This is a genomic window from Xenorhabdus budapestensis (assembly GCF_002632465.1).
GTDB classification, from domain to species: domain Bacteria; phylum Pseudomonadota; class Gammaproteobacteria; order Enterobacterales; family Enterobacteriaceae; genus Xenorhabdus; species Xenorhabdus budapestensis.
Window position 1 is genome coordinate 196,278 of the sequence record NZ_NIBS01000002.1, and the last position, 26,878, is coordinate 223,155.

Annotated in this window: 24 protein-coding genes; 9 read left to right on the forward strand and 15 right to left on the reverse strand. The window is 39.7% G+C overall.

Annotation, left to right across the window (positions count from 1 at the left end; genetic code table 11):
• Positions 1-38: 38 nt before the first annotated feature.
• On the forward strand, positions 39-683 hold the full coding sequence (locus Xbud_RS03600) for an SDR family oxidoreductase (protein ID WP_099134785.1): 645 nt from the start codon (positions 39-41) through the stop codon (positions 681-683).
• A 34-nt stretch (positions 684-717) separates the two neighbouring features.
• Here the strand turns inward: Xbud_RS03600 and tmaR are convergent, their stop codons facing one another.
• Positions 718-1,038: a PTS system regulator TmaR gene (gene tmaR, locus Xbud_RS03605; protein WP_038260346.1), complete on the reverse strand. Its 321-nt coding sequence runs from the start codon at positions 1,036-1,038 to the stop codon at positions 718-720.
• A gap of 259 nt (positions 1,039-1,297) precedes the next feature.
• Here tmaR and sbcB point away from each other — a divergent pair, with 259 nt between their 5' ends.
• Positions 1,298-2,725, forward strand: coding sequence for an exodeoxyribonuclease I (gene sbcB / locus Xbud_RS03610; RefSeq protein ID WP_099134786.1), 1,428 nt, complete (start codon positions 1,298-1,300; stop codon positions 2,723-2,725).
• Positions 2,726-2,790: 65 nt separating this feature from the next.
• On the opposite strand, the gene dld is transcribed toward sbcB, so the two are convergent.
• The 9 genes from dld to yieE all read right to left on the reverse strand — a co-directional run bounded on the left by dld (position 2,791) and on the right by yieE (position 14,684).
• Entirely contained in the window at positions 2,791-4,548 is a 1,758-nt protein-coding gene (gene dld / locus Xbud_RS03615) for a D-lactate dehydrogenase (protein ID WP_099134787.1), read from the reverse strand.
• Positions 4,549-4,729: 181 nt separating this feature from the next.
• Positions 4,730-6,112, reverse strand: coding sequence for an APC family permease (locus tag Xbud_RS03620; RefSeq protein ID WP_099134788.1), 1,383 nt, complete (start codon positions 6,110-6,112; stop codon positions 4,730-4,732).
• The gene (locus Xbud_RS03625; RefSeq protein ID WP_099134789.1) at positions 6,102-6,314 is read right to left on the reverse strand and encodes a hypothetical protein; all 213 of its coding nucleotides are present in this window, start codon (positions 6,312-6,314) and stop codon (positions 6,102-6,104) included. The genes Xbud_RS03620 and Xbud_RS03625 overlap by 11 nt, the downstream gene beginning before the upstream one ends.
• Positions 6,315-6,774: 460 nt before the next feature.
• Positions 6,775-8,778: a ligand-gated channel protein gene (locus Xbud_RS03630; protein ID WP_099134790.1), complete on the reverse strand. Its 2,004-nt coding sequence runs from the start codon at positions 8,776-8,778 to the stop codon at positions 6,775-6,777.
• A 146-nt stretch (positions 8,779-8,924) separates the two neighbouring features.
• Complete coding sequence (locus Xbud_RS03635) at positions 8,925-9,713, reverse strand: ABC transporter ATP-binding protein (RefSeq protein ID WP_099134791.1); 789 nt, start codon at positions 9,711-9,713, stop codon at positions 8,925-8,927.
• Positions 9,710-10,792: a FecCD family ABC transporter permease gene (locus Xbud_RS03640; RefSeq protein ID WP_099134792.1), complete on the reverse strand. Its 1,083-nt coding sequence runs from the start codon at positions 10,790-10,792 to the stop codon at positions 9,710-9,712. Before Xbud_RS03640 ends, Xbud_RS03635 begins: the two co-directional genes overlap by 4 nt.
• A 19-nt stretch (positions 10,793-10,811) precedes the next feature.
• The gene (locus Xbud_RS03645) at positions 10,812-11,945 is read right to left on the reverse strand and encodes an ABC transporter substrate-binding protein (RefSeq protein WP_099134793.1); all 1,134 of its coding nucleotides are present in this window, start codon (positions 11,943-11,945) and stop codon (positions 10,812-10,814) included.
• A 229-nt stretch (positions 11,946-12,174) separates the two neighbouring features.
• Positions 12,175-13,662, reverse strand: a complete 1,488-nt coding sequence (locus Xbud_RS03650) for an amino acid permease (protein WP_099134794.1) — start codon at positions 13,660-13,662, stop codon at positions 12,175-12,177.
• 158 nt (positions 13,663-13,820) lie between these two features.
• Complete coding sequence (gene yieE / locus Xbud_RS03655) at positions 13,821-14,684, reverse strand: DNA-binding transcriptional regulator YeiE (RefSeq protein ID WP_099134795.1); 864 nt, start codon at positions 14,682-14,684, stop codon at positions 13,821-13,823.
• A gap of 191 nt (positions 14,685-14,875) precedes the next feature.
• Between yieE and Xbud_RS03660 the strand changes: the two genes are divergently transcribed.
• Together Xbud_RS03660 and nfo are read left to right on the forward strand one after the other, a co-directional pair.
• On the forward strand, positions 14,876-15,958 hold the full coding sequence (locus Xbud_RS03660; RefSeq protein ID WP_099134796.1) for a YeiH family protein: 1,083 nt from the start codon (positions 14,876-14,878) through the stop codon (positions 15,956-15,958).
• A gap of 125 nt (positions 15,959-16,083) precedes the next feature.
• Positions 16,084-16,926, forward strand: a complete 843-nt coding sequence (gene nfo, locus Xbud_RS03665) for a deoxyribonuclease IV (RefSeq protein ID WP_099134797.1) — start codon at positions 16,084-16,086, stop codon at positions 16,924-16,926.
• Here nfo and fruK read toward each other — a convergent pair whose 3' ends face one another.
• The gene (gene fruK / locus Xbud_RS03670; protein ID WP_099134798.1) at positions 16,927-17,865 is read right to left on the reverse strand and encodes a 1-phosphofructokinase; all 939 of its coding nucleotides are present in this window, start codon (positions 17,863-17,865) and stop codon (positions 16,927-16,929) included.
• A gap of 242 nt (positions 17,866-18,107) precedes the next feature.
• On the opposite strand from fruK, the gene Xbud_RS03675 reads away from it, so the two are divergent.
• The 3 genes from Xbud_RS03675 (at position 18,108) to yeiP (ending at position 20,616) form a co-directional block, all read left to right on the forward strand.
• Positions 18,108-18,527 (forward strand): nucleotide triphosphate diphosphatase NUDT15, encoded by a 420-nt coding sequence (locus Xbud_RS03675; protein ID WP_099134799.1) that lies wholly within the window; start codon positions 18,108-18,110, stop codon positions 18,525-18,527.
• 137 nt (positions 18,528-18,664) lie between these two features.
• Entirely contained in the window at positions 18,665-19,909 is a 1,245-nt protein-coding gene (gene mtr / locus Xbud_RS03680; RefSeq protein ID WP_099134800.1) for a tryptophan permease, read from the forward strand.
• A gap of 134 nt (positions 19,910-20,043) precedes the next feature.
• Positions 20,044-20,616 (forward strand): elongation factor P-like protein YeiP, encoded by a 573-nt coding sequence (gene yeiP, locus Xbud_RS03685; protein WP_099134801.1) that lies wholly within the window; start codon positions 20,044-20,046, stop codon positions 20,614-20,616.
• 78 nt (positions 20,617-20,694) lie between these two features.
• Here yeiP and Xbud_RS03690 read toward each other — a convergent pair whose 3' ends face one another.
• Positions 20,695-21,012, reverse strand: a complete 318-nt coding sequence (locus Xbud_RS03690) for a type 1 fimbrial protein (RefSeq protein WP_099134802.1) — start codon at positions 21,010-21,012, stop codon at positions 20,695-20,697.
• A gap of 926 nt (positions 21,013-21,938) precedes the next feature.
• Here Xbud_RS03690 and Xbud_RS03700 point away from each other — a divergent pair.
• Entirely contained in the window at positions 21,939-22,643 is a 705-nt protein-coding gene (locus Xbud_RS03700; RefSeq protein WP_099134804.1) for a phosphatase PAP2 family protein, read from the forward strand.
• Positions 22,644-22,984: 341 nt separating this feature from the next.
• On the forward strand, positions 22,985-23,581 hold the full coding sequence (gene mepS / locus Xbud_RS03705) for a bifunctional murein DD-endopeptidase/murein LD-carboxypeptidase (RefSeq protein ID WP_099134805.1): 597 nt from the start codon (positions 22,985-22,987) through the stop codon (positions 23,579-23,581).
• Positions 23,582-23,669: 88 nt separating this feature from the next.
• On the opposite strand, the gene Xbud_RS03710 is transcribed toward mepS, so the two are convergent.
• The 3 genes from Xbud_RS03710 to rsuA all read right to left on the reverse strand — a co-directional run bounded on the left by Xbud_RS03710 (position 23,670) and on the right by rsuA (position 26,619).
• Positions 23,670-24,020 (reverse strand): YejG family protein, encoded by a 351-nt coding sequence (locus Xbud_RS03710; RefSeq protein ID WP_099134806.1) that lies wholly within the window; start codon positions 24,018-24,020, stop codon positions 23,670-23,672.
• A gap of 659 nt (positions 24,021-24,679) precedes the next feature.
• Complete coding sequence (locus Xbud_RS03715; RefSeq protein WP_099134807.1) at positions 24,680-25,867, reverse strand: Bcr/CflA family multidrug efflux MFS transporter; 1,188 nt, start codon at positions 25,865-25,867, stop codon at positions 24,680-24,682.
• A 44-nt stretch (positions 25,868-25,911) separates the two neighbouring features.
• Complete coding sequence (gene rsuA / locus Xbud_RS03720; RefSeq protein ID WP_099134808.1) at positions 25,912-26,619, reverse strand: 16S rRNA pseudouridine(516) synthase RsuA; 708 nt, start codon at positions 26,617-26,619, stop codon at positions 25,912-25,914.
• Positions 26,620-26,878 lie beyond the last annotated feature (259 nt).

Sequence of the window (26,878 nt, forward strand, 5' to 3'; positions counted from 1 at the left end):
TAAACTCAGATAGTTATTATTTAAAGCGGTGAATTATTATGGATAAAATTTCGTCTACTAGACCTTGGTTGATTTTTGGCGCGGGCAAAGGGATCGGACACTATCTGACCGATATCGCACTGAAACAAAATCGCCCGATTACGGCATTAATCCGTAATGAGCAACAAGCTATTGAACTAAGCTCAATAGGTGTGAATGTGATACAAGGTGATGCCTGTGACAGCCGAAGTATAGAAAAAGCAATTGAACATGCCGGAGAAAATCCCATTGTTTTTTCAACCATCGGAGGAGGTGACTCAGATCACTACGGCAATATTGCTATCATAGATGCTTTGGAAAAGGCTCAAATTTCACGCATGCTCTTGGTTACATCCATAGGATGTGGTGATAGTTGGCACACCTTATCACCACGTGCCAAATCATTATTCGGTCAATCAGTCAGACTCAAATCACTGGCAGAAAGTTATCTGCAAACCAGTACATTAGACTTTACAATTGTTCGTCCCGGTGGTCTGACTAATCAAGCAGGTACAGGGCATTGCCAACGTTATCAGGGGGAAATTCACGGTATAGTGAGTCGTAAGGATGTCGCTTTGCAATTGGCACATATGGCTGAGGATAAAGAGGCTTATTACCAGATTTACGCTTTGGTCGATCCTGAACTAAAACCTCACTGGAGTTGATAAAGTAACCACGCCTTTCGGCGTGGTCAATATCTTATTTCACTCCGCCATCCATTGCCTTAAGCTTTTTGGATAATTCGCGGCGTTCTTTAGACAACTCAGCATTTTTGATAATATATTCGTCAACTCGCTCTTCATAATCGCTACGCATATGGGCGATAATTCCTTGAATATCTTCAACTGACATTCCCGGTTTAATGTAATCACTCAAATTATCCAGTAACAGTACACGTTTTTGGTTGTCTCGGATCTTTTTCTCATTGTCTACGATTTCTCGTTGTAATTTATTTTTGCGACGAAAGATACGCACAAACTCTAATACATTATGGAATGTCGGCTTATTCGCGTTGTCCATTTTTTACACCTTTCTTTAATTAGACCGATAATTTTTATGCTGACTACACAATACAATTTCAGGCAACACATAGACAAGCCAGTTTCGATAATTTATTGACGTAATAGGCCTATGGGTTACCATATCTTTAATCTAGCCACATGACAAACTAACTTACCACGGGTAAGACAACTCAAATTATATGAGCATGACTGATAGACAAGAATAATACATTGAAATCTAATTAATTAAACCAAAAACCAATGGATGCAGAATTGCCTTGAATAACGATAAAACCCCCACTTTCTACTTTCATGACTATGAGACCTTCGGTAAACATCCTGCCTTAGATCGTCCTGCACAGTTTGCGGGAGTTCGTACTGACAGTGATTTTAATATCATTGAAGAGCCGTTAGTGGTGTACTGTGCCCCTGCTGATGATTACCTCCCTGATCCTGAAGCTATCATGATTACGGGAATTACTCCCCAATTAGCACTGAAGAAAGGGGTTAATGAAGCAGAACTTGCACGCCTGATCCATACTGCATTCAGTAAACCCAATACCTGTATTCTCGGATATAACAATATCCGTTTTGACGATGAAGTCAGCCGTAATATTTTTTATCGCAATTTCTACGATCCTTATGCTTATAGTTGGCAAAAAGGTAATTCTCGTTGGGACTTGCTTGATGTGTTACGTGCCTGCTATGCCCTGCGCCCAGAAGGGATCATCTGGCCAGAAAATGATGATGGTCTACCCAGCTTTAAACTGGAACATCTGACAAAAGCCAATGGCGTTGAACATACTCAAGCCCATGACGCCATGTCAGATGTTTACGCCACTATTGCTATGGCGAAGCTGATTAAACAAGCACAACCTAAGCTGTTCGATTATTTTTTCCAGTTAAGAAATAAACAAAAAATCAGCAATCAAATTGATATTCCACAAATGAAACCGCTGGTACATGTATCAGGCATGTTTGGCACTTTACGTAGTAATATTAGCCTGATTGCACCTTTGGCCTGGCATCCAACAAACCGTAATGCCGTTATCATGTGTGATTTGGCAGGTGATATCACACCTTTGCTGGAGCTTAATGCGGATGAATTACGTGAACGCCTGTATACCCGACGAGATGAATTACAATCAGAGCAAGCGCCTGTTCCCATCAAACTGGTGCATATCAATAAATGCCCGATTATTGCGCCTGAAAATACATTGCGCTCCCAAGATGCAGAACGGGTTGGATTAGATCGCAACCAATGTGCACAAAATCTGGCTATCTTACATAGCAATCCACAAATCAGGGAAAAAGTGGTCGAATTGTTTTCTCATCCAGAGGAATTTCCAGAATCCGATAATGTTGATGCTAAGATATATAGTGGCTTTTTCAGTGACGCTGATAAAACTGCGATGGAAATTATTCGTGGAACCATTCCTCAAAATCTGCCTGCGTTGGATTTAACGTTTCAAGATACACGCATTAAAGCACTTCTGTTCCGTTACCGCGCCAGAAACTATTCGGCAACTTTGGATTATGATGAACAGCAGCGTTGGTTGCAGCATCGCCGGGAGATACTGACACAAGAAAATATCACCCAATATTTTGCAACTATTGAACAACTTTTTATTGAACACCAATCTGATGAAGAGAAATGCCGTCAATTAAAGGCATTGATAGATTATGCAGTTCAGCTAGCTGAATAAATTTCAGTCAAGACAGAAAAAGACAGAACTCAGGTTTTGTCTTTTTCAATCTTTGTTCAATTACTCTAGTCATGCTGATGATCAGAACATTTATCAAAACATTGACCTCCGCACTCTCCTCCCCAATTTTTCAACTTAGATGTTTTACCAATCCCTGGATTCAAACTATTAGTCGGATCATTCTTTTGATAAAACTGCTTAAGCTGGGGCTTAGCCTTATACAAATGACCTACGTTATGCTCAGCAGGATATTCTGCTCCTCTCTGATCTAAAATTTCCAGCATCTTATCTTTCAATGCATTAATATTTTTACCTTTTTTGACAATGTAATCCTGATGAAATACATGACATATAAAGTGACCGTAATATAAACGATGTACCAGTGCGTCATTGATTTCTGGCGGCAGATGTTCAAACCACTCACGATCGTTACGCCTGAGGGCAATATCCAACGGCAAAATATCTTCTACTTCGTTGCTATGCACTGCCTGATACCGAATAGCTGCTCCTGCTGCTACAAAGCGATGTAAAAAAGCCTTAGCACCTTCTTCTGGGGTACAGACGAAATATTCACCCTCTGCCTGTTTGAAATAGCTCTCTAACCATTCATTCGCTTCTTTTATACCTTCACCAGACATTTTTAATAACAAATAATGTTCAAAACGATTCCTATACACTTTCAGGCGCGTGGGTAAGTGTGAAGGCAACAAACGGCTTAGTCCCTGCATTACCCGATCTATTAAATGTGCTGGCAAAAAAGGAATTTTGCCGAAAATGGCATCCACTCGCCCTTTTAAGCTGAAGAACTTTGGCATTTTATCTGTGCCAAGTTTATCAATCATAACGAAGGTATCTTTGCCATAAACTTCAGCGATATCAAAAATATCCCTATGCATATACTCACCAGCAACCGGCAAGTGTTGAAAACTCGATAAGATATGTCGGCGTAATTCTGTCAGCACTTCCGGTTGATTAGTACCGATATAGAATACTTGTGCAGAAGGTTCTGCCGGGAAGGTATCTAAACGAACGGCGAAAACAATCAATTTACCTGCGCAGCCTGAGGCTTCAAACAACCTGCGTTCATCAGCATTAAAGCGTGATGGAGTGTCCGCATCAATATCACGAACACGCTGGGTATATTCATGATCAGAAGCTACTCTTTTATTTTGCTGAATATCTTCAATACGGTAACGTTGTTCTTCTAAACAGGTCAGGATTTCTTCTGGCGAGTTCCCCAATTCTATACCTAATTCATTGATAAGCTTGGCTTCGCCTTTTTCATTCACACGTCCATACAAAGCCATTTCTGTATAAGCAGGCCCGCGCTGAACTAAGGAACCACCAGAATTATTACAAACGCCACCAATAACCGATGCACCAATACAGGAAGAGCCAATTACTGAATGCGGTTCACGGCCAAGCGGTTTTAATACTTTTTCCAGATTCCACAATGTGCTACCAGGGAATGCAATGATCTGATTGACAGATTTGAGAACCTGTATCTTATCCATTCTCAGTGTACTGATAATGATAATATCGCGATCATAGTCATTACCATTGGGTGTAGAACCTTCCGTTAACCCCGTATTAGCAGCCTGCATTAAAATAATTTTGCCCGCTTCTATACATGCCTTGAAAACTTTCCATTGCTCCAACAATGAGCCGGGAAAAATAACAGCAAGGGCGTTTCCTTGCCCAGAACGAAAGCCTTTGCAATAGCGTTCTGTTTTTTGAGGTTCAGTGAGAATATGAGAGGAGCCCACAATATGAGTAAGAATTGCAATGATTTGCTGATTTTGAGGAGTATTAACATTATTCATAATGATTTTCTTACCTTAATGTAGAATCAAACGAAAATACCTTTAATGAAATTATTAAGGACAAAGTTTAATCATATTATATGACGTATATTGATTATTTTTTAATTAAAATTAATTTGTTATTGATAAAAAAAACAGCACTCAAAGGTGCTGTTTTGTAAAAATAATATGGCAATGAATTTTATACATATTCACTGAATTGTGGCATAGGTTGCCGGAAGCTGCGAGTCAGGAAGAACATATAAAGCAGACCGATCCCTGCCCAAATCAGGCCCAACTCCATAGAGCTTGCTTCCAGATTTGTCCACAATACCCCTACTGTGGCTGCACCACATAATGGCAACAAAAGGAAGTTGATAGTGTCTTTCAAAGTATTGTTACGACGCTCCCGAACGTAAAATTGCGAAATTACTGCTAAGTTTACGAAAGTAAATGCAACCAATGCCCCGAAGTTGATCAACGCAGTTGCCGCCACCAAATTCAAAAATCCACTTGATAAGGCAACTATCCCAACCAAGATAACGTTGATTGAAGGTGTGCGCCATTTCGGATGAATATAGGCAAATATTTTCTCTGGCAATACACCATCGCGCCCCATAACATAAAGTAAACGAGCCACACCCGCATGTGCTGCCATACCAGAAGCCATTACAGTGACACAAGAGAATACCAGGATAATGGCCTGGAACAGTGCACCAGCAACATACAGTATAATTTCTGGCTGAGATTCATTCGGGTTTTTAAACCGAGAAACATCCGGGAAATAGAGCTGTAAGAAATAGGAGACAGCAATAAAGATAACACCACCGATCAACGCAGTGAGGAAGATCGCTTTCGGGATCACTTTGCCTGCATTAGGTGTTTCTTCAGACAGAGAAGTGATGCCATCAAAACCAAGAAATGAGAAGCAAAGTATCGTTGCCCCGGTAATCATTGGAATCAATTTCGCTTCTTCTGATGTAAATGGTCGGGCACTAAATAGTGTTCCTGCACCCTCACCGCTATGTATGCCGTGTATTAATAAGCCGACAAACACAACCATAACGGCAATCTGAACAACGACAATAAGACCGTTGAGATTAGCAACAACATTAATACCACTCAGGTTGAAAACGGTCATTAACACCGACAGACCAACCACGAAGACCCAAGGATCAATACCAGGAAAAATAGCCTGAAGATAAATTTTTGCCAGCAGGATGTTGATCATCGGCATAAGCAGATAATCTAGCAAAGATGACCAACCTACCATAAACCCAAGATGGGGATTCATTGATTTTTGTACGTAAGTGTAGGCAGAACCTGCTGACGGGAATCTTTTTACCAGTTTCCCGTAACTCAAAGCTGTAAATAAAATTGCAATCAGCGCGATAGCATAAGATGTCGCGACATGCCCATCCGTCAATTTGGAAACAATACCAAAGGTATCAAAGATAGTCATCGGCTGCATATAGGCAAGCCCCATCATGACTACTTGAAATAAAGTCAGTGTTCTTCTCAGTTGAACCCGATTGTTGGTACTTGCCTGAACAGTAGCGAGAGTGGCTGTAGTATTATGCGACATGAGCGAAACCTCCCATAACTTCGATCTGGGTATCACTACAACGACTTAATCGATAGTTACTGGGTAGACTTCGCATCTGTCTATAAACAGAAAAGAAAGAAGAGTTGGAAGATAGCGAACTGACAGAGGGCCGTGCCCCATAATCATCATTGCAGCAGCGAGCGCCAATTGGCACAAGTGCAAAAGCGAATAATTGCTCCATATTTGCGTTCCTCAATACAGCAGCTCTTTTCATTAGTAGCTGCTTATGGTCAGTATCGATCCGGAGAATATCCGGCCTCTTGGTGTTGTAAAAAATAACTCAATGCAAAAAAAATAACTGATGCATAATTACACACCAGTTATTTTTAGTGGACGCATTTTGCACTTCAAGTCCAGAAATAGCAAGGGCTATCACACTAAAAATTCATTATTTTTTACAATACAAAAGAGTACGCAGGAATCTCTTCTTACTGAAGGAGTTCAGAAACTCAATGCCATCATATCCTTTGATTGGCGATTAATAATTTTTTAGCACAGAAGTAAATTATTTGCTATTTAATTATGACAAGCATGATATCAAAAAAATCTGCTCTTAGTCATAATTACGATAAAGAACAGATTTAATATTACATTTAATCGTTAATAATAATGACTTTAATTAATCAAAACCGAAATATTAATTAAAAGTCATAATTAATGCCGATATTGTAACGGCGACCGTCAAGAGTCGCACCGTGGATTTCATCCGTCACACGTTTATCAAAGACGTTATAAACACCACTTAGTACTCTCAAATTTTTCGTTAGACTATAAGTCATACCCAGATCAACAAAGGAATAAGAAGGTGTGCCACTTCTTATTGATGAACGGTACTGGAAATTCTTTGTTTTCCCACGGAAATTAATACGAGCCCATGTTTCCATTTCTGGCAATGTTTGCCAGTTTAGGGTTGCATTAGCCATATGTGTTGGCATCTTATTCAATGGTTGGCCCTTAAACTTACCCGTTTTCTGCTTAGAATAGGAATAAGTATAGTTTGCTGCCAATGATAGATTTTCTATGATATCCCAATTTATGGTCGTCTCTATACCACGAATGTTGGCTTTACCAACGTTCATTCTTCCATTAACAAAATCATAATCACCCTTGCCAATTGACTCACAAGATACAAGTGATTTGTCTTTTTTGCTACAAATGTTAAATTCAGTGATTTTATCTTTAAAGTTTGTATTAAAGATTGTGACACCTACATTAAAGTTTTTTTGGTTGTTCCAGATCACGCTAATTTCTTCATTAACGCTTTTTTCTGGTTTCAGTTTTGGATCACTCTCGATCACGCCATTGCTACGTCCCCCTCCCGTCACTTGCAACCAATTAGGCGCAACATGTCGCAAATTAGGTGAGCGATATCCTGTAGTGACACCACCTTTAATTGTCCATTGCTCATCAGCACGCCAGACTCCATATAAGCGAGGGGTTATATGGGCACCAAAAAGTTGATCTTTATCTAGACGAATACCTCCCGTCAGAGCGAAGTCATTGATGATTTGCCATTCATCCTCAGCAAACAACGCCCAACTCCAGCGAGTTAGCTTATTTGTATTTGTACTTTTTTCAGACGTCGATTTATTTCCATTATCGCGCAGGTCTTCATAACGATATTGCCCTCCTACGCTTACTGTATGATCATCTAAGGTAAATGTGGTTTGATTATTAAAAATAGTATCTGCGAATTTCATCTCACGTTCAGGGTTCTTCGATTCATCCCGCTGAATATAAGATGTCATTGTACCAAAGTTATAAACACCATTATGTGTTATCGAGTAATTATTGCGTGCATAACGGCTGGTATTATCTTCACAAGATCTTATCGTACATACTCGGCTCTTACCAATTGTTGCATCACGATCTTGCTCATAACGCCCGACTTCAAAATCAAAACTATTTTGCTCATCCGGTGTTAAAGAGAAAGTTGCCGCACCATTACGCATTTCTTGTTTTCTATAACCATCAATAAATTTGTCTTCATTACGGTGAGAAAACAGGCCAGTAACCTTTAATCCCAGTAAACCATCAATTAACGGTCCTGCAACATAAGCGCTGGTTTGGTAGCTATTACCTGATTTTGTACGTTCAGTCAGGGTAGTATCTGCATGTAGGCTGCCATTCCACTCTTTATGAACCTTCCGAGTAATAATATTGATAACCCCGCCCATTGCATCGGAGCCATAAAGGGAAGACATTGGCCCACGTACAACTTCAACACGTTCAATTGATGCCAACGGTGGTAGCCATCCCTGTTCAATACCTGACCCATCACTGTTTGGACGAGTGCTGCGGGTGTCAACACGCTTACCATCAATCAGAATCATTGTATATTGTGACGACATACCACGAATACTGATATCACTGCTACCACCACCACCCGTAACTACTACTCCCGGAACATCTTTCAATGCATCCGTCACGTCACGGTAAGCTTTAGTTTCCAACTGTTTACGACTAACCACTGAAATAGAGGCTGGCGCATCTTCAATTTTTTGCTGAAAACCCGCAGCAGTGGTAACAATAATTTTATCTTCGCCATTATTAGCCGCATTAGCAGTCAAAACAGCGCTGGCTGAAACAGATGAAACAGTAACAATAATGCCCAAGACGATTTTTTTCTTTGCAAAAACAACCATTCCCGATTCTCCAAGTTGTAGAATAAAACTATTTAATTTGGATAATCGACATAAACTCAACGTGCAGGGATAAGAATTTATCCCCACCAGTGTTATTTTTTATTTACTCTTCAATTTAAATAAAACAACTTATTCTTTTTATTATTCTAACCAGCCAAATCCATTACGAGGCCATCAATTAATACTTGAGGTATTCCCTGAGAACAACGTTCTATCCGGCCTTTAACACCATATACTTGAGCCAGACTGTCCGGTGTTATTACCTGTTCAGGTGAACCTTCAGAAATTAATTCACCTTTTTTCAACATTAATATATGGTCACCATGACGCAGAGCAATATTAATATCGTGCACAACAATGACTGTAATAATATTACGGCGACGCGTTTCACGTGCGACTAAATCCATAACGTGATACTGGTAATTTAAATCCAGCGCACTTAATGGTTCATCTAATAATAATAGTGTCGGCTTTCTTATCAATGATTGAGCTAAACCAACCAGTTGTTTTTGTCCACCGGATAATTGATCCAAATAACTTAAAGCCAAATGCTCAATTCCAAGTTGACGTAGCAATTCCATGACTTCTTGTTCACACTGATCACTGCTGACATCACCTGATGCCCGTTGAGCAACAATCACAGATTCCAGCACATGCAGATGGACCCCCGCAGGCAATGATTGAGGCAAATAAACTACGTTCTGGGCACGTTGGGAAAAATCCATCTGCATTAAATCCTGCCCATCCAGCAGCAGAGCACCATTGGCTTTATTTAAACCCGCCAGTGAACGCAATAACGTTGATTTTCCGCTACCATTAGGCCCGAGTAATACCGTAATTTTCCCACGCGGTAGTGGGTTTACATCCAAATTTTCAATAACAGGATGCTTTGGGTAACCCGCCGTGAAGCGACTGATTTTCAATCCCTGATTCATACACTCCCCCTATGGCGTAACACGATGCTCAAGAAGAAAGGAACACCAACCAAAGACGTCACAATTCCCACGGGTATGATGACACCTGGGATCAAATTCTTGGACGCAATAGACGCCATTGATAGTACCAGTGCACCAATCAGAGCACTCGCTGGCAAATAGAAGCGGTGATCTTCACCAAACATCAGTTTGGCAATATGGGGAGCAATCAGGCCAATAAACGCAATCGGCCCGACAAACGCCACCGCCAGTGCGGTCAGTATACTAATACGCAATAAAGTTCCCAACCGGAGACGGCGGATATTAATACCAAAACTAATTGCCCGATCTTCCCCTAGACGCAAAGCGGTCAGTTTCCAGGAATTCATCATAGAAACAGGCATAAGCATCAGGAATACCAGCAGCAAAATACCCAGTTTGCCCCATGTTGCCTTTGAAAGACTGCCCATTGTCCAGAAAACCAGCCCCTGCAAGGTATCTTCCGTCGCAATAAACTGCATCATAGAAACCAGCGCATCGAAGGTAAATACCATTGCAATACCAAATAGCACCACGCCAGAAGTGGCAACTTTTGTCCAACGTGTAATACCATCAAGCATCAAAGCAGCCAACAGAGCAAAAATAAAAGCATTTGCAGAGATAAGCCACTGATCAGGTATTCCCGGAATACCAATACCCAATACGATTGCCAATGCCGCACCAAAAGAAGCGGCATTGGAAACGCCCAATGTAAATGGGCTGGCCAACGGATTATTCAGAATGGTCTGCATTTCAGCTCCCGCCAGCCCCAGAGACAAGCCAACCACTACCGCCATCAAGGCATAAGGTAATCGGATATCCCAGACAATTACCCGGGTTCCTGCATCCATACTCTCCGGCGAAATCAGTGTCTGCCAGAGAGCAGATAAAGATAACCCTGATGGCCCCATTGTAAAGTCCAATACTAAAGAGATGCAGATAACCAAAACTATCAACAAAATCCATGCAATACGTCGATGCAGAATGTGACGATAGTGTGCTTTGATATCATACTCACCTTGTTGTTTCACCATTGGCATAGGCTCGGTAGTGACGCTCATTTTTATTACCTGTTACTGCTTATTTCTCACTGACCCAATATGTGCCTGCTGGTTCAATAGCTAAGAATTTAGAATGAAGTTCTTTTAATGTTTGATGTGGATCTAAATCAGCAAATTTTTCAGGATAGAACCACTTAGCAAAAACTTGGGTAACTACAACGTTATAAGGCGAATTATAGTAATGGTGCCAGATAGCATGGGTACGACCTTCTTTCACTGCGGTCAGGTTATTAATGCCTCTGCGTTCAGTGATGGATTTCAAACCAGCGCGGGCAATATCTACGGAAGTTTGAGCGCCCATCTGGATACCTTCGCCCTTCTCACCGGGATCTTGCGCACCACTGGCGATGTAAATATAAGGATCAACAGCAATCACTTTTTCCAGATTCATTGTACCCAGCGGAGTTGGCAGAACATCTTTAGCGATATTTTTACCGCCAGCCAGATCAATAAAGTTCCCCATGTTGCCATTGCCTGCCGTACCACAGCAATCTTCGATAGAACCTGCTTTCAGATCAATAAATACAGAAGGTTTTTGCTCTGCTGGTATACGGTCAGTAATATCAGTTACCAGTTTCTGATTTTTTTCATAAAAATCAGCGTAAGCATTCGCTTGTTCCTCGCGGTGCAGCACCTTACCTAACATACGAATACTCGGTAGTGTGTTTTTCAGTGGATTGTTGCGAAAATCAACAAAAACAACAGGAGTACCTGCTTTTTCTAATTGTTTAACCAATTCACTGTTTTTGCCTAGGCCATGACCAGACAAACCGAAGATAGCCACATCAGGATTCAACGTCAGCACTTTTTCAGAACTGACACTATCAGCACTGGTGTTACCTATCAGAGGAATATTGTCAATTTCAGGGAATTTGGCTTTATAGATAGAGTAAGTTTGTGGGTCAAGTTTACGGAAATCCCCCTGCCAACCCGCGATACGAGCCAGAGGTTTATCTCCTTCTAATAATGCGATTGCGTGGAATAAACGACCTTCACCCAACAAGATACGATTGACTTTTTCAGGCACTTCTACAGTACGTCCAGCAACATCCGTGACTGTTTCAGCCCAAGATGCAAAACTTGTCATCATCGCAGAGCTTGCCAATAGACTGATACTCACGCCTTTCACGATTGTTTGAAATCCAAACTTCACTTTAGTTAGCCTCTTCATGCAATAATTTTGCTGTTAACAATAAAGCAAATAAGAATAATTATCAATTCAATTGAATCGATATAACCGAAATTTAATTGTTATAATTTTGCTTTAATTCTATAAAAAATAAAAACTGCAAATTCCATCACAGAACAGGCAGTTTTTTATAAAATACAAATAATAATATATTAATAAAAAAGCATCATTCTATCGATTTTCCATTAACAATTTATTCATAATTTGTATTCTTTAATGATGGAAATTCCATCTCGCTGTATTTGACAAAACGCGTTTTCTTTTTCAGCTTGTAACTAAACCAAATAATTAAGAATAATGGCATACCGATATAAGTCGCCGTAACACCATACCAGTCTATAGTATCTTGCAGGAATGCCTGATAGTTCTGGCCCAATGTGATCAACAGACACAGGATAAATGCAAAAATCGGCCCGATAGGGAAAAAGCCGGAGCGATATGGCAGTTCATTGAGATCTCGCCCTTGAGCAATATAACCCTTACGGAAACGATAGTGACTAATCGCAATACCAAGCCATGCAATAAAACCTGTCATACCCGAGGTATTCAACAACCACAAATATACCGTCTGGTTGCCAAACATTGAGCTGAGAAAACATAATCCCGCCACCACGGTTGTAGCATAAAGCGCGTTACGTGGAACACCGCCTTTTGACAGATGACCAAAAACCTTAGGTGCCTTACCTTCTCGTGCTAATGTGAACAACATGCGGGTAGAAGCGTACATTCCCGAGTTTCCCGCAGATAGTACAGCGGTTAAGATTACTGCGTTCATCACGGCTGCTGCTGATAATAACCCCGCATTTTCAAATACCAATGTGAATGGGCTGACACTAATGTCCTTCACACCATTACGTAACAAACTCGGATCTGTATAAGGAATAATTAAGCTGATAATTAAAATGGCAAACACATAAAATAATAAGATACGCCAGAATACTTTACGTACAGCACGGGGAATGTTTTTCGCGGGATCTTTTGATTCCCCTGCTGTGATACCAATAAGTTCAGTCCCCTGAAACGAGAAACCAACAATCATTGCCACCCCAATCATGGCCGCAAATCCACCAGCAAACGGTGCATCACCAATAGCCCAGTTATGCCAGCCAGCTCCTTCGGCGCCTTTCATGATACCGACAATCATCAGAATGCCGACAACAATGAAAACAATAACTGTAGAAACTTTGATTAGGGAGAACCAATATTCCGATTCTCCGAACCCTTTAACTGAAATAAAGTTCAACAGGAAAATCAAGCTAAGGAATAAAGCACTCCATATCCAGCCCGGTGCATCCGGGAACCAATATCCCATCACCAATTGAGCGGCAACAAGGTCAACTGCTATCGTAACAGCCCAGTTGTACCAATAGTTCCACCCTAATGCGAAACCAAAGCCTTCATCAACATAATTGGAACCATAGGTAGAAAACGACCCTGATACCGGCATGTAAGCAGCCAATTCGCCCAAGCTGGTCATCAGAAAATAGACCATCAGGCCGATCAGTGCATATGAAAGCAAGGCTCCACCTGGGCCAGCTTTCGAAATGGTCGCTCCAGAAGCAACAAACAATCCTGTGCCAATTGATCCACCAATGGCAATCATCGCCATATGTCGTGCTTTTAATTCACGGCGCAAGGTTTTTGGAGCCTGATCCCGTGGCGTGCTTTGTTCTTGAGACATTCTATTCCTATATCATCGAGAATAATTTTTAGTGCAGGATTGTAACAAATCTTCGTCTCCAGAATAGCGGCGATTGGCGGTTATAAGATACCTTCATGATCAGCCGCCAATTATAAGCTACACGATTATATGTCATTCCATATGGCATTAAATTGATGCTAATGACAGTAGCTCAATAATTTTTGTAATGCATTAGACATGTGTTTCTGTCGGTGATAAATCAGATAAAGCGTACGATAAAGTTGTAGCCCCGGTATCATTAATTCAATCAATGTGCCATTCTGTACCTGTTCCCGAATAACCCGACGCGACAAACAGCTAATTCCCATTCCATACTGAACGGCATGTTTGATGGCTTCCGAATTGCCTAATTCCATTGCAATATTGAACCGAGGCATCTGTGAGAACAAAAGATGGTCGAGAACTTCCCTTGTTCCTGAACCTTTCTCTCTTAATATCCAGGGGGCCTTAATCAGATCTTCCACCGTCAAATTAGCGTTCGCCAGTGGGCTTCCTGGTGAAGCGAAAATAATCAGTTCATCTTTCATCCACGGTTGACTAATTAATTCAGGATTGTGACACAATCCTTCAATCAAGCCCAAATCGACCCGGAATTCCACAACCGACTTTATAACATCTTCAGTGTTGCTGATATTCAACTCCAATGGTGTATCAGGATAATCCCGACGGTATTTCGCCAGCATTTCAGGCAACATATAGTTACCAATCGTGCTACTGGCTGCCAGTCGCAGTGCTCCCAAATCCAATTTGAAAAGCTGCTCCACCTCACCAGCCTGTTCAAGCAGTGCCAATGCTTTAGGGTAGAGCAAACGACCATGTTCATTAGTAACCAGTCGTTTTCCTACTCTGTCAAAAAGCTGTACACCCAACTGCCCTTCAAGATCTGTTAATGAAGCACTTACCGCAGATTGTGATAACGCTAATTGTTGAGAAGCCTGTGTCGTTGAACCACTTTTCAGAACTTCTGCAAAAATCTCCAGCTGTCTCAGAGTGATACGCATATGGCCTCGCGGGAAGCAAAAAATAAAATGATAAGATAATCTTGATTTTAGACACTATTACGCAACTTAACAAAAGTCGCCTTTAATTAATCCAATTTACTGGTTAAATATATAAAAATAATAAATTTTAATAATTAAATTATTTGCTATATGCTTAGTTCTAAAATACATAAGTAATACGAGTGGCAATAATGTCTGAAAGTAAAATTGATGCAACTGGCACAGCTCTCCGTCACCTTGCACTACATTTCATTCCCGGATTTGTATTAACTGTAATACTGACAACAATTGCCGCTTATCTGAGCCAGATCCCATGGTTTACCAATCTGGGACTCAGTGTTTTGACCATCGCAATTCTACTGGGGATTATTGTCGGAAATACGCTATATCCTTCATTAAAATCAACTTGTGGCAAAGGGATCCATTTCGCCAAACACTATCTGTTGAGAGCAGGTATTATTCTTTATGGCTTTCGATTAACATTCCAGCAAATCACCGATGTTGGAGTAACAGGCATATTGATTGATGTTATTATGCTATCCTCCACTTTTTTTATTGCGTTATGGCTTGGGCACGTTTTTTTCAGAATGGATAGTCAGACAGTCATGCTGATTGGCGCAGGAAGCAGCATTTGTGGTGCCGCTGCGGTTATGGCTACTGAAACTGTCGTCAAGGCCTCTTCCGACAACGTCGCCGTTGCCATTTCTACAGTTGTGATATTCGGCACACTTGCCATCTTTATTTATCCCTGGTTTTATCAAATTAACATCCAACATCAGTGGTTCTCTTTTTCTCAAACAGAATTTGGCATGTTTTCCGGCTCTACCATTCATGAAATTGCCCAAGTCGTTGCTGTTGGTCATACACAAGGAAATGATGCTGAAAATACGGCCGTTATCAGCAAAATGATCCGCGTCATGATGCTGGCTCCCTTTTTGTTACTACTTTCTGGTTATATTAGTCGTACAGAGGCTAAAAACTGTGCCAACGATCATGGAAAAGCGTCAATTACCATCCCATGGTTTGCGGTATTTTTTATCGTTACAGCAGGTTTCAACTCTCTTCAGTTATTACCTGCGTCCATTGTCAGCTATATCATTATTGTTGATACTATCATGCTAACAATGGCTATGGTTGCTTTAGGATTAACAACCCATGTCAGTGCAATTCGTCAAGCTGGCACTAAACCTATTTTGTTAGCCTTTCTTTTGTTTATCTGGTTGATGGTTGGAGGACTAATCATCAATAAAAGCATTCATCATTTATTTGGTTAACATTATTTGCCCAAACGTTCGGCTTTACATTTCAGGTGCTGCGTTACTGTTTGGGCTCATGCCTTACAGAATTTCATTAACAACAAGAACAATGCATAATTAATGAAACAAAACAGGAGAAAAATATGAAATTTGTTGGAGCCCATGTGAGCGCTGCTGGTGGTGTTGATCAAGCTGTAATTCGAGCTCATGAATTAAAAGCAACCGCTTTTGCACTGTTCACAAAAAATCAACGCCAATGGAATGCCCCTCCTTTATCAACAGAAGTGATTGATAAATTTAAAGCTAATTGTGAGCACTACGGCTACGGCAGCCGACAAATTCTTCCTCATGACAGTTATCTAATTAATCTGGGACACCCTGAAGCAGAAGGGCTGGAAAAATCCCGCGCTGCATTTCTTGATGAAATGAAGCGTTGTGAACTGTTAGGTATTGATTTACTTAATTTTCACCCCGGCAGTCATCTTAATAAAATTGATATTGATAAGTGCCTTGCCCGCATTGCGGAATCTATCAATATTGTGTTAGACAAAACACAAGGTGTGACGGCTGTGATTGAAAATACTGCCGGGCAAGGAACCAATCTTGGTTTTAAATTTGAGCAGTTAGCTGCCATTATTGAGGGTGTCGAAGATAAAAGCCGGGTCGGTGTTTGCATTGATACCTGCCACGCTTTTGCAGCAGGTTATGATTTGCGTACAGAGAAAGATTGTAATTCCATATTTAAAGCATTCGATGAAATTGTGGGATTCAAATATCTGCGAGCTATGCACCTTAATGATGCCAAAAGCGAATTCTCCAGCCGTGTTGACCGCCATCACAGCCTTGGTGAAGGTAACATTGGTAAAACACCTTTCAGCTATATTATGAAAGATAACCGTTTCAATGACATTCCGATGGTACTTGAAACGATCAATCCAGATATTTGGGATCAAGAAATTGCCTGGTTAAAATCACAGCAAATTTGATTACCTGACAGAAGTCAGCTGGATCCTTGACATCATTGATGCCAATTCAGTTCGGCTTCTGATCCCTACATTCGGCTGGCTAACCGTCAGTGCAGAGACAGCGGTCGCCAAACGCAATGTATGTTCACTGGATTCACGCATCAATAAACCATAAACCAACCCACCAACCATAGAATCTCCCGCACCAACCGTACTGATCACTTCACAATATGGTGGTTTTGCCAGCCATGCACCAGAAGCATTAACCCATAATGCTCCCTGCTCTCCTAATGAAATAACAACATGCGCAATCCCTTTATGACGCAATGCATGAGCCGCATCAATTATGCTATCTAAATCAGGCAGAGGTTTACCCGCCCAAATTTCTAATTCATGACGATTGGGTTTTACCAACCAGGGAGTTGCCTTAAGCCCAGCCACAAATGCTTCCCGGCTGCTGTCAAAGATAATACAAGGGCAACATTGCTGTAATCGTTTCATCCAGTCCGTAAAAGACTCTGGAGAAACACCTTCCGGCAAGCTGCCACTAACCACAACCATATCAAACTGCCCCAGCCATGAAAGAGAATCATCAATGAATTGATTCCACTCCTCTTCTGTTACATGGAAACCAGAAAAATTAAAATCCGTTACATCACCATATTTTTCTGTCAGTTTCACATTGATACGTGTTCTGCCAGAAACTAAGTGGAAACGGTTGTTCATTTGGTTTTCATTGAAAAAATGTTGAAAACCTTCCTGATTTTCTTTTCCCAGAAAACCGCTGACTGTGACATCAATACCTAAATCGCGCAGTACCTTCGCAACGTTATTCCCTTTACCGGCAGCATGCAGCCCTGCTGTCTTGACGCGATTAACGGTTCCCTTAACAATATCTGGACACAGGCCAACTAAATCATAAGCTGGATTTAAAGTTATTGTGGCAACTCGACGGCTCATCTTGCCTAGTTTCTCCTGAATAAATAATCATAAGTCATATTAAAATTCCTCTATTATTTATAACATCAAAATTGAATCGTTTCAGTTAAAATTGCTATTAGATGGATCATTGTGTTATCTCGATCCAAGAGTAAAAATACGCCCGACAGAAAATTTTTTGGCAAATGACGAAGAAAACCACCACAACTAATTTGAAATTTCTCTTCCACAACGTGGATAGTTCACAAACAAAGGAATAACGCATGTCAGTTGTTGTAGGAGTTGGTGTCATCATCATTAATAATAAAGGGGAAGTTTTACTGGGAAAACGGATAGGAAAACACGCCCCATTCTGGTCAATATTCGGTGGCCATGTTGATCCTGGTGAAACTTTTGAAGAGTGTGCTATTCGGGAAATTCAAGAAGAAATCGGGCTAACAATTCAAAATCCTCAGGTTTATGGGATTTGCAATAATATCCAGACCTATCATGATGAAGGAAAACATACGGTTTCTGTCTGTTTACTGGCTCATCATTCCGGTGGAGAGCCTCATTTAATAGAGCCGGAAAAATGTGACCAATTAATTTGGTGCGACCCCAATAATCTTCCTGAACCCCATTTCGAAGCCAGTCGTACCGCCATTAAACTGTGGCAAGCGAAAAAATTCTATTTATCTGTTTAATAAATTGATTCTCTATCAATGTATACAGAATAAGACAACAGCTACTTGTACAGTCTCATAATTAACTGTTTACACACATCATTCATTAATGTATCGTCGAGCTAGTACAAGGTAACACTGATTCATCAGGAGTCTATATGACCATTGAGGTAACGCAAAATTTAAAACGCCCCTCCATATTAGGTGGAGCTATGATCATTGCTGGCACTGCCGTCGGTGCAGGTATGTTCTCCATTCCCATTGTCACCTCTGGCGTATGGTTTGCAGGATCGATAATTTTGCTGGTATACACCTGGGTTTGTATCTATTTCTCCAGTCTGATGATTTTGGAAGCCAACATGAATTACCCCAGTGGAGCCAGCTTCCACACCATTACAAAAGATTTACTGGGGAAAGGCTGGAATATACTCACTGGGTTATCTATTACCTTTGTTTTATATATTCTGACTTACGCCTATATTTCAGCCGGTGGCTCAATTATTCTGCGTAACATGAAAGACATCATTCCCTTGTCACAAACAGGGACAGGTCTTATTTTCTCATTTATTGTTGCCTTTATTGTTTGGTTATCAACCAAAGCAGTCGATCGCTTAAGCACTATTTTGATTGGTGGCATGATAATCACATTTATCATGTCAGTGGGAAGTATGTTTACGGAAGTTAAATCTGCTATTTTGTTTGATCATGCGAATACTGAAACCAGTTACTTACCTTATGCTTTAATGGCTCTGCCATATTTGCTGACGTCATTTGGTTATCATGGCAACGTTCCAGGATTAGTGAAATACTATAATAAAGATGTCAAAGCCATCGCACGCAGTTTGTTCTATGGCTCTTTGATTGCACTGACTATCTACATTTTGTGGCAGTATGCCATTCAGGGAAATATTCCCCGTGTAGCATTCAAACAGATTATTGCTGATGGCGGTAACGTAAGTGACTTACTGAACCAAATGGATAGTACATCCGACAATGCAACAATAAATCAACTATTGAATGCCTTTTCATATATGGCATTATCCAGCTCATTTTTAGGTGTATCTCTCGGTTTATTTGATTATCTGGCTGACTTTTTCGGATTCAATGACAGTAATACAGGCCGTTTAAAAACTGCTTTAGTAACATTTATTCCACCTACTGTACTGGCATTACTCTATCCAAATGGTTTCCTGTATGCGATTGGTTTTGCAGGGTTGGCAGCAACTATTTGGGCTGTTATCGTACCAGCACTTATGGCCCGGGCCAGCCGCCAGCGTTATCCACAAGCCAGCTATCGTACCCCCGGTGGTAACTTCCTGATAGCATTTATTATCCTGTTTGGTTTAATAAATGCGGTAGTTCATATTCTCTCTTTATTTGATCTGTTACCTGCCTACCGCTAACTTTTAGTTTCCCTCTGCCCTGGTATTTTAACCGGGGTTTTCATTCATCTCTTGCCTAATCCACTGACTGCGAGTAATTTTGTCGCCACCTTAACATTCATTCCACTATTATCCTGTTTTTACGGACGGTATTTATGGCTAAAGCCAATGAAATTAAACGCGGAGCCGCAATCAGCCACAACGGAAAGTTATTATTAGTCAAAGAAATCGATATTCAATCACCCAGCGCACGTGGTGCCAGCACACTGTATAAGATGCGTTTTACTGATATTCGCACTGGTCAGAAAGTGGAAGAACGTTTCAAAGGTGATGATATTCTTGAAACAATTACATTAATCCGCCGCAGTGTCAGCTTCTCATATATTGATGGTGACGAATATATCTTCATGGATGACGAGGACTTCACCCCTTATCACTTTAAGAAAGAGCAAATTGAAGAAGAACTTTTGTTCATCCCAGATGAAGGTCTGCCGGGAATGCAAGTTATGACGATGGATGGCCAATTACTGGCTCTGGAATTACCACAAACTGTCGATATGATTATTGAAGAAACCGCACCGGGCATTAAAGGTGCATCAGCAAGTGCCCGTACAAAACCGGCCAGAATGAGTACAGGGCTCACGATCCAAGTTCCTGAATATCTCAGTTCAGGAGAAAAAATTCGTATTCATATTGCAGAACGCCGCTATATGGGACGTTGCGATTAATTCTGTAGTTTCTATACCCTCTATATATAAGTTGCTCTTTTCTTATTCGATAAAAGAGCAACTTCTTACCAATTTAAATTAAAAGTAATCCACATGAATGATCGCCAAACGTTTTTTATTATCTGCCCACTTCACTCTGGAAACACCTATATTTCCGGGAAGTATGACATCTCCTGTTTTTTTTGTTTTGTACATTGAAACAATTTGCTTTATGGTGATGTTTTTTCCTAATCGATAGCAGGAAATATTAGCCTGAGTGTTTGATACAACAACTTGACATCCCGGATCAACAATAGAGCCTGAAAATTGTATCTGCCCACTTGTAGATTGTGCATATCCATAAGAAATCCATGAAAACAACAAACAGCTAATTAATAGTTTAAAATAATCTTGCATGGTCACCTCACTTTCGTTTTTCCATTAACCAAAACTCAGTTACCTTTTACTCCTTCAAACTCCATAATAAATATTTCATGTAAAAAGAATACGACATTAATACCTTTTATTGATTTATATCAAAGGTGAATTTACAGCCAAAAATTGATGCTAATTTTATTAATTAATCTAAAATTCTGTTATAAAAAACCATTATTTGAGTTAAATCATAAATAAAGTTTAAAATTAATCATTATAATCTTTAAATTAGATATGCAAGAAAATGTTCGCTGACAAGAGGGATCAGCAATAGCATTATAAGATTGAAGAATGCCAGATTTAAAATCCAGAGGGTAATGGGCCATCGCAGGATAAAATAAAAATATAAACAGAAAAACGATCATATTTCGTAACATAAGCAGTTAACCTCCACGACAGGTATCATTACCTTTTTTCGGTTTTAACCCCATGCCAATCTCAAAACCAGATAATGGTTTAACGACCAGCTATCTATATAACGATATAACGGAAAATGAAACAATTTCTTTATATATTTTATTTATCACAACCACAATTCGACATAATATACTATCAAATTAGGATATGAAAAAATCAACCTTTATCTATTTAATAATAGTCAGTGCCCAATAATTGTACCAAATATATATTATCAGTACTGCATTAATGATTTAGCTATTTTTACGATAGCTCATAATTATTTATATGATAATAACATTGATGATAACTAATAAATAATATGAATGCATATAGCCATAAAAATAGCTGTAAAGAGCAACAAAGTTACAACTTGAAAGATGATGAATAGATACTTCTGCTGATTACATACTCTACCGTTGGGCGATTACCCTTTTCTGTAAATTTTGCTATAGTGCATCATCAACCAATTTGACTACAAAAATCCATTTTCGCGTTAAGATAGGTAACCCATGACCCGTAGCCATCCACTCGCTATACTTATACTCAATTTGCTCGGTATCGCCTTGTTTCTCTCATGGTATTTACCTGAGAATCACGGCTTTTGGTTTCACATTGATTCTGCAATTTTTCATTATTTTAATGAAAAATTACTGCCAAATTCAAAATTTGCATTATTTGTTGCTATCGTCAATGTAAGGGCATTTGATGTTATATCGCTCTTATGTATGGGATTGCTTTACTACAGCGCATTTCGCAAACAAGACTATGTAGGAAAACGCCGTCTTTTTATGCTTGGTCTGGTCATGTTAATAACAGCAGTAATCATAAATCAGATCGGCCATCAGATCCCCGTCAGCCGTCCAAGCCCGACATTAACATTTGAAAACGTCAACCGCGTAAATGAAATGACAAGTTTGCATACCAAAGATGCTTCCGGCGATAGTTTTCCGGGGGATCATGGTTTGATGCTACTCATTTTTAGTTGCTTTATTCTTCGCTATATTTCTCGCGGAGCGTTCTTCATTGCTTTACTGATTATGATCATTTTTGCCCTCCCCCGTATCATGGCAGGTGCTCATTGGTTTACAGACATTGCTGTCGGTTCATTATCACTCACATTAATTGGAATGAGCTGGGTGTTATTGACCCCACTCAGTGACATTATGGTTGCATGGCTAGATAAAAAATTACCTCATATCGGCCGTACTCATTAAAATAATATTAGTGGGGAGATGTGATCTATCTCCCTATTACCACACAACTTTTCTCGAATAGGAGTAAAATCACCAAGATCATTCTAACCTCTTAGTTTATAATCTAATTTTTTGTAAATAACTCTTTTTATCTCTCGCTTTTTTCTCATAACTTCTGTACTCTTCCGCGAGTCCTTTTATTAAAATAATCGCTTTGTAAAGATATTAATAAAATGTGTGACTTCACACACTTTAGGGACAGAAAGTTTGTCAATTCGCCATATTCTACTAGTCTTTAAGACGTTTAATGTTTTAATGATGGCGATAAGTCACATTAAGGACTGCAAGGGAAAATCAATATAATGGTCAAATCTCAACCAATAGTGAGATATATATTGCGGTTAATCCCCGCAATTATCGCGGCAGTGGCATTGACCGCATGTAGTTCTCCAGACTCCCAAATACGTGGCAAAAAAACTGAAACTCATGCAGTAAATAGCCAGAACGGCCAAAAGCATTTCCTACTGCAAACATCTCAGGATGAATTTGAAACTTTGGTTAAAAATTTGGATATTAAATCCAAGCTCCTGAACCAATATGCGGATTGGAAAGGCGTTGCCTATCGCCTTGGAGGAAGTACAAAACGTGGCATTGATTGTTCAGCTTTTGTCCAGCGCACCTTTCATGATCAATTTAGTATGGAATTACCACGCTCTACCTCGGAGCAACAGAAAATAGGCCAAACAGTCAGCCGTTCAAAATTAAAAGCGGGTGATTTGGTTCTCTTCAAAACAGGTGTTTATAGGCGTCACGTTGGCATTTATATCGGGAATAACCAATTTGTACATGCATCAACCAGCAGTGGAGTCATTGTTTCGAGATTAAATGACACCTACTGGAGCAAGCGTTATTACGGTGCCAGACGTATTTTATCAGACAGCATTAACGCCTCGATATAATCTTTAACCTGACTTCCTTTTCCTGCTTTTCCCTTGCAGATATAAAAACGCTTCCATTAGGAAGCATTTTTTATCCGGTTATTATTTATTAAAGCGGGTAAAATGCGGTGATATTTTCCGCAATTGCAGCACCTAATGTCTTGAGCCGACATATCACAGCACTTTCATCCTCTCGAGCAAAAAACAAACATGGCTCACCTTCCCACTCAATCACCGCACTTACTATCTGCATATCAGAAATAGACTGATTTATATCATGCAAAATATTCCATGCATGTTCGCCTTCATGGCTTAACAATTTCAGCCCCATCAGGCTATTCCCTGTATCTGTCTCTGTATCTTCCTCTGGCAAGATTTCAACTCTTGTACCAACAAAGCCAGATGACCACCGATAACTTTGCGGCAGTCTGTGTACTACCGAAAGTTGGATATTATTCACGTATTATTCCTATCAGAAACAACATTAATACATCTAACCACCAACTGTAGGCTATCGATTCGTCAAAACCGAATAACCACCCAACAAAAAAGTAAATAAAAAGTTAAAATAAAAATTACAATATCACACTCTTTTCATCTTCTATTTGGAAAAAAATGGGATCAAACTCGCACTTTATATATATTTATACTGTTTTAGTAAAAAATTCAACTTATTTTTATGCAAAACAGCAACTTTATATTCAAATTTTATTTACAAATTTATGTTTTCATGAATTGTGCTACATGATAGCGTTCTCATAATATCCTTGTTTTACAAAAAGTTAATCATCAACACAGTATTAACCATCTGAGTTAATATATTTAACATTTTGAAATTAACAAAAAACCAACACAGAAGATTCAGCTGATATCATCAAATTAACAATCATTAATATTTTCCTACTGATCGTTCGATATTTCCTGTTTATCTAATAAACAAACTGTTCTTAATTTATATAAATATTCTTCTGAGTTTTTACGAATGGAAACTATGTTTCCTGAGAAAAGGAAACTGAGGCGTTGATAAACTTAAAATCGCTATAAACTCCAGCAACGATATAGACATGAGAAAGAAAAGTAAGAAGCCACTTGAAAGTACAGGTGGCTTCTTTGATTATTTTATGTTTTGGCCTTGCGTGCATAGACAATCAATATCATCGCTAATATTACGCACAAGGCCATCGAACCAACCATTGGCCAAGCACTTTTTTCAGGAGCAGAAGATAAAATTGCCCCAACCAAGGCAGCAATACTGAAACGTATGGTTCCAGATAATGAAGCTACTGTTCCAGCCATATGAGGGTAATCATCCAACACAACGGCCATAGCGTTGGAGGTAATCAAAGAAATGCTGCTGATATAAATTGCAACACCCAACACTAAAGAAATAAAACCTAAATCAAGCATGGTGCTGAATAACAACCATAATCCCATGACGAATTGAACAAATATGCCAAAATTCAACATATTCAATGCGCCATATTTGCGAACAAACTGACTATTGATGGTTGTCATAATGAACATAAAGATAATGTTCAATCCGAAGTAATAACCGAAATGCTGTGCAGGAACACCATTCAATTGAATATAAACAAATGCCCCGGCATTCAGAAAAGAAAACATTCCAGCAAAAGAAAAACCGCTTGCCAAAATATAACACAGCACTTGGCGCTGCCTGAACAGCATAACAAACTGCCCTAAAGTGACTTTTGGATTGAAGCGCAACCTTTTCTCTTTAGGTAGTGTTTCCCTGATAAAAACAGCAAATAAAAATGCAGCTATTACAGCAGCAATCGTGATAGACCAAAAAATAGCATGCCAGTTGAACCATACCATCACCATCCCACCTAACATGGGAGCTAATAGCGGAGCTATGATCATTACCAGTGTCACAAACGACATACTGCGTGAAAACTCATCTTTTGTGAACATATCACGCATCAAAGCATTAATCACAACACTGGCCGACGCAGCAGCAAAACCATGCAAAAACCGCATAGAAATAAAGGTGCCTATATTTTGTGCCAAAGCACATGCAGCAGATGATATTGCAAAAACAATCACACCACCTAGAATAACGGGCTTACGTCCCAGGCTATCAGACATTGGCCCATAAACTATTTGACCAATGGCAAACCCCAGCATGTAACTGTTCAATGTCATTTGAACTTTGCCATCGCTGACACCGAAATCAATGGCTATTGTTGGCATGCTTGGCAAATACATATCAATTGCCAATGGCATTAACATAGAGAGCAGCCCAAGAATAAGGACTAACCCCAAATAGGATAATCGTTGTTGTTGCACGCTTTTTTCCCAAAACAACTATGAAACTATGAATAGATAAAAAATTAAGCTACTGGCATTTGTATGCTCTTAATTTCGTTTTTCGTCAACGCTCGATATTCCCCTGGCTCTAATTTGGGATCCAAATAAATTTCGCCAATACGTTCACGATGAAGCTCAATAACATGATTCCCCACGGCAGCAAACATCCGTTTTACCTGGTGATATCGTCCTTCGCTAATAGTCAGACGAACGAGCTGATGTTCGATGATCTCTAATTTTGCCGGCTTTGTCAGTGTTTTTTCTCCATTCAGTTGAACACCTACAAGAAATTTTTCCTCAGTATCCTCTGATATTGGGTGTTCCAGTGTTACAAGGTAGGTTTTTTCACAATGATGCTTGGGTGAAGTAATACGATGTGACCACTGACCATCATCCGTCAATAACACTAAGCCTGTAGTATCGATATCTAATCGCCCTGCTGAATGCAGTTTATGGGCAACAGGCTCATCAATAAAATACAAAATAGTTGGATTTGATGGATCATCAGTCGAACACACATACCCTTGTGGCTTATTCAACATAAAATAACGTGGGCCGTCCAATTGCTCCAATATTGTTCCTTCGTAGGCAATTACCTGCTCAGGTTTCAACTTATATGCCCCTGTTTTGATGATTTCGCCATCAACAGTAACTCGCTCAGCACGTAATTCACGCCCGATATCATTACGGCTAATACCCAATTGTTGTGATAAAAATTTATCCAATCGCATGAATAGTTATACCTAACAAAAAATAATCTAACAGAAAATAAATATGAAAACGCCTTTGATATTACAGGCAATTTCAAAACCACTTTGAATACAAGATTAAGCAGATAATTTGCAGAATAATAGTAGATCAAATAACTATAATAACCATAAACTATCTGTTATAGCACACTGATCCTGATAATATTTTCTCGTCGGCAGGTTGAAGGAAAAATGTTATCCTCTCCATCAACAACCTTTTACTCGATCTTCGTGACAGTAA

Excerpts from the sequence above, each read along its gene's own strand:
- Xbud_RS03600 (WP_099134785.1), top strand. The coding sequence starts at position 39 with ATGGATAAAATTTCGTCTACTAGACCTTGGTTGATTTTTGGCGCGGGC.
- tmaR (WP_038260346.1), bottom strand. The coding sequence starts at position 1,038 with ATGGACAACGCGAATAAGCCGACATTCCATAATGTATTAGAGTTTGTG.
- dld (WP_099134787.1), bottom strand. The coding sequence starts at position 4,548 with ATGAATAATGTTAATACTCCTCAAAATCAGCAAATCATTGCAATTCTT.
- Xbud_RS03620 (WP_099134788.1), bottom strand. The coding sequence starts at position 6,112 with ATGTCGCATAATACTACAGCCACTCTCGCTACTGTTCAGGCAAGTACC.
- Xbud_RS03625 (WP_099134789.1), bottom strand. The coding sequence starts at position 6,314 with ATGGAGCAATTATTCGCTTTTGCACTTGTGCCAATTGGCGCTCGCTGC.
- Xbud_RS03630 (WP_099134790.1), bottom strand. The coding sequence starts at position 8,778 with ATGGTTGTTTTTGCAAAGAAAAAAATCGTCTTGGGCATTATTGTTACT.
- Xbud_RS03635 (WP_099134791.1), bottom strand. The coding sequence starts at position 9,713 with ATGAATCAGGGATTGAAAATCAGTCGCTTCACGGCGGGTTACCCAAAG.
- Xbud_RS03640 (WP_099134792.1), bottom strand. The coding sequence starts at position 10,792 with ATGAGCGTCACTACCGAGCCTATGCCAATGGTGAAACAACAAGGTGAG.
- Xbud_RS03650 (WP_099134794.1), bottom strand. The coding sequence starts at position 13,662 with ATGTCTCAAGAACAAAGCACGCCACGGGATCAGGCTCCAAAAACCTTG.
- yieE (WP_099134795.1), bottom strand. The coding sequence starts at position 14,684 with ATGCGTATCACTCTGAGACAGCTGGAGATTTTTGCAGAAGTTCTGAAA.
- Xbud_RS03660 (WP_099134796.1), top strand. The coding sequence starts at position 14,876 with ATGTCTGAAAGTAAAATTGATGCAACTGGCACAGCTCTCCGTCACCTT.
- nfo (WP_099134797.1), top strand. The coding sequence starts at position 16,084 with ATGAAATTTGTTGGAGCCCATGTGAGCGCTGCTGGTGGTGTTGATCAA.
- fruK (WP_099134798.1), bottom strand. The coding sequence starts at position 17,865 with ATGAGCCGTCGAGTTGCCACAATAACTTTAAATCCAGCTTATGATTTA.
- Xbud_RS03675 (WP_099134799.1), top strand. The coding sequence starts at position 18,108 with ATGTCAGTTGTTGTAGGAGTTGGTGTCATCATCATTAATAATAAAGGG.
- mtr (WP_099134800.1), top strand. The coding sequence starts at position 18,665 with ATGACCATTGAGGTAACGCAAAATTTAAAACGCCCCTCCATATTAGGT.
- yeiP (WP_099134801.1), top strand. The coding sequence starts at position 20,044 with ATGGCTAAAGCCAATGAAATTAAACGCGGAGCCGCAATCAGCCACAAC.
- Xbud_RS03690 (WP_099134802.1), bottom strand. The coding sequence starts at position 21,012 with ATGCAAGATTATTTTAAACTATTAATTAGCTGTTTGTTGTTTTCATGG.
- Xbud_RS03700 (WP_099134804.1), top strand. The coding sequence starts at position 21,939 with ATGACCCGTAGCCATCCACTCGCTATACTTATACTCAATTTGCTCGGT.
- mepS (WP_099134805.1), top strand. The coding sequence starts at position 22,985 with ATGGTCAAATCTCAACCAATAGTGAGATATATATTGCGGTTAATCCCC.
- rsuA (WP_099134808.1), bottom strand. The coding sequence starts at position 26,619 with ATGCGATTGGATAAATTTTTATCACAACAATTGGGTATTAGCCGTAAT.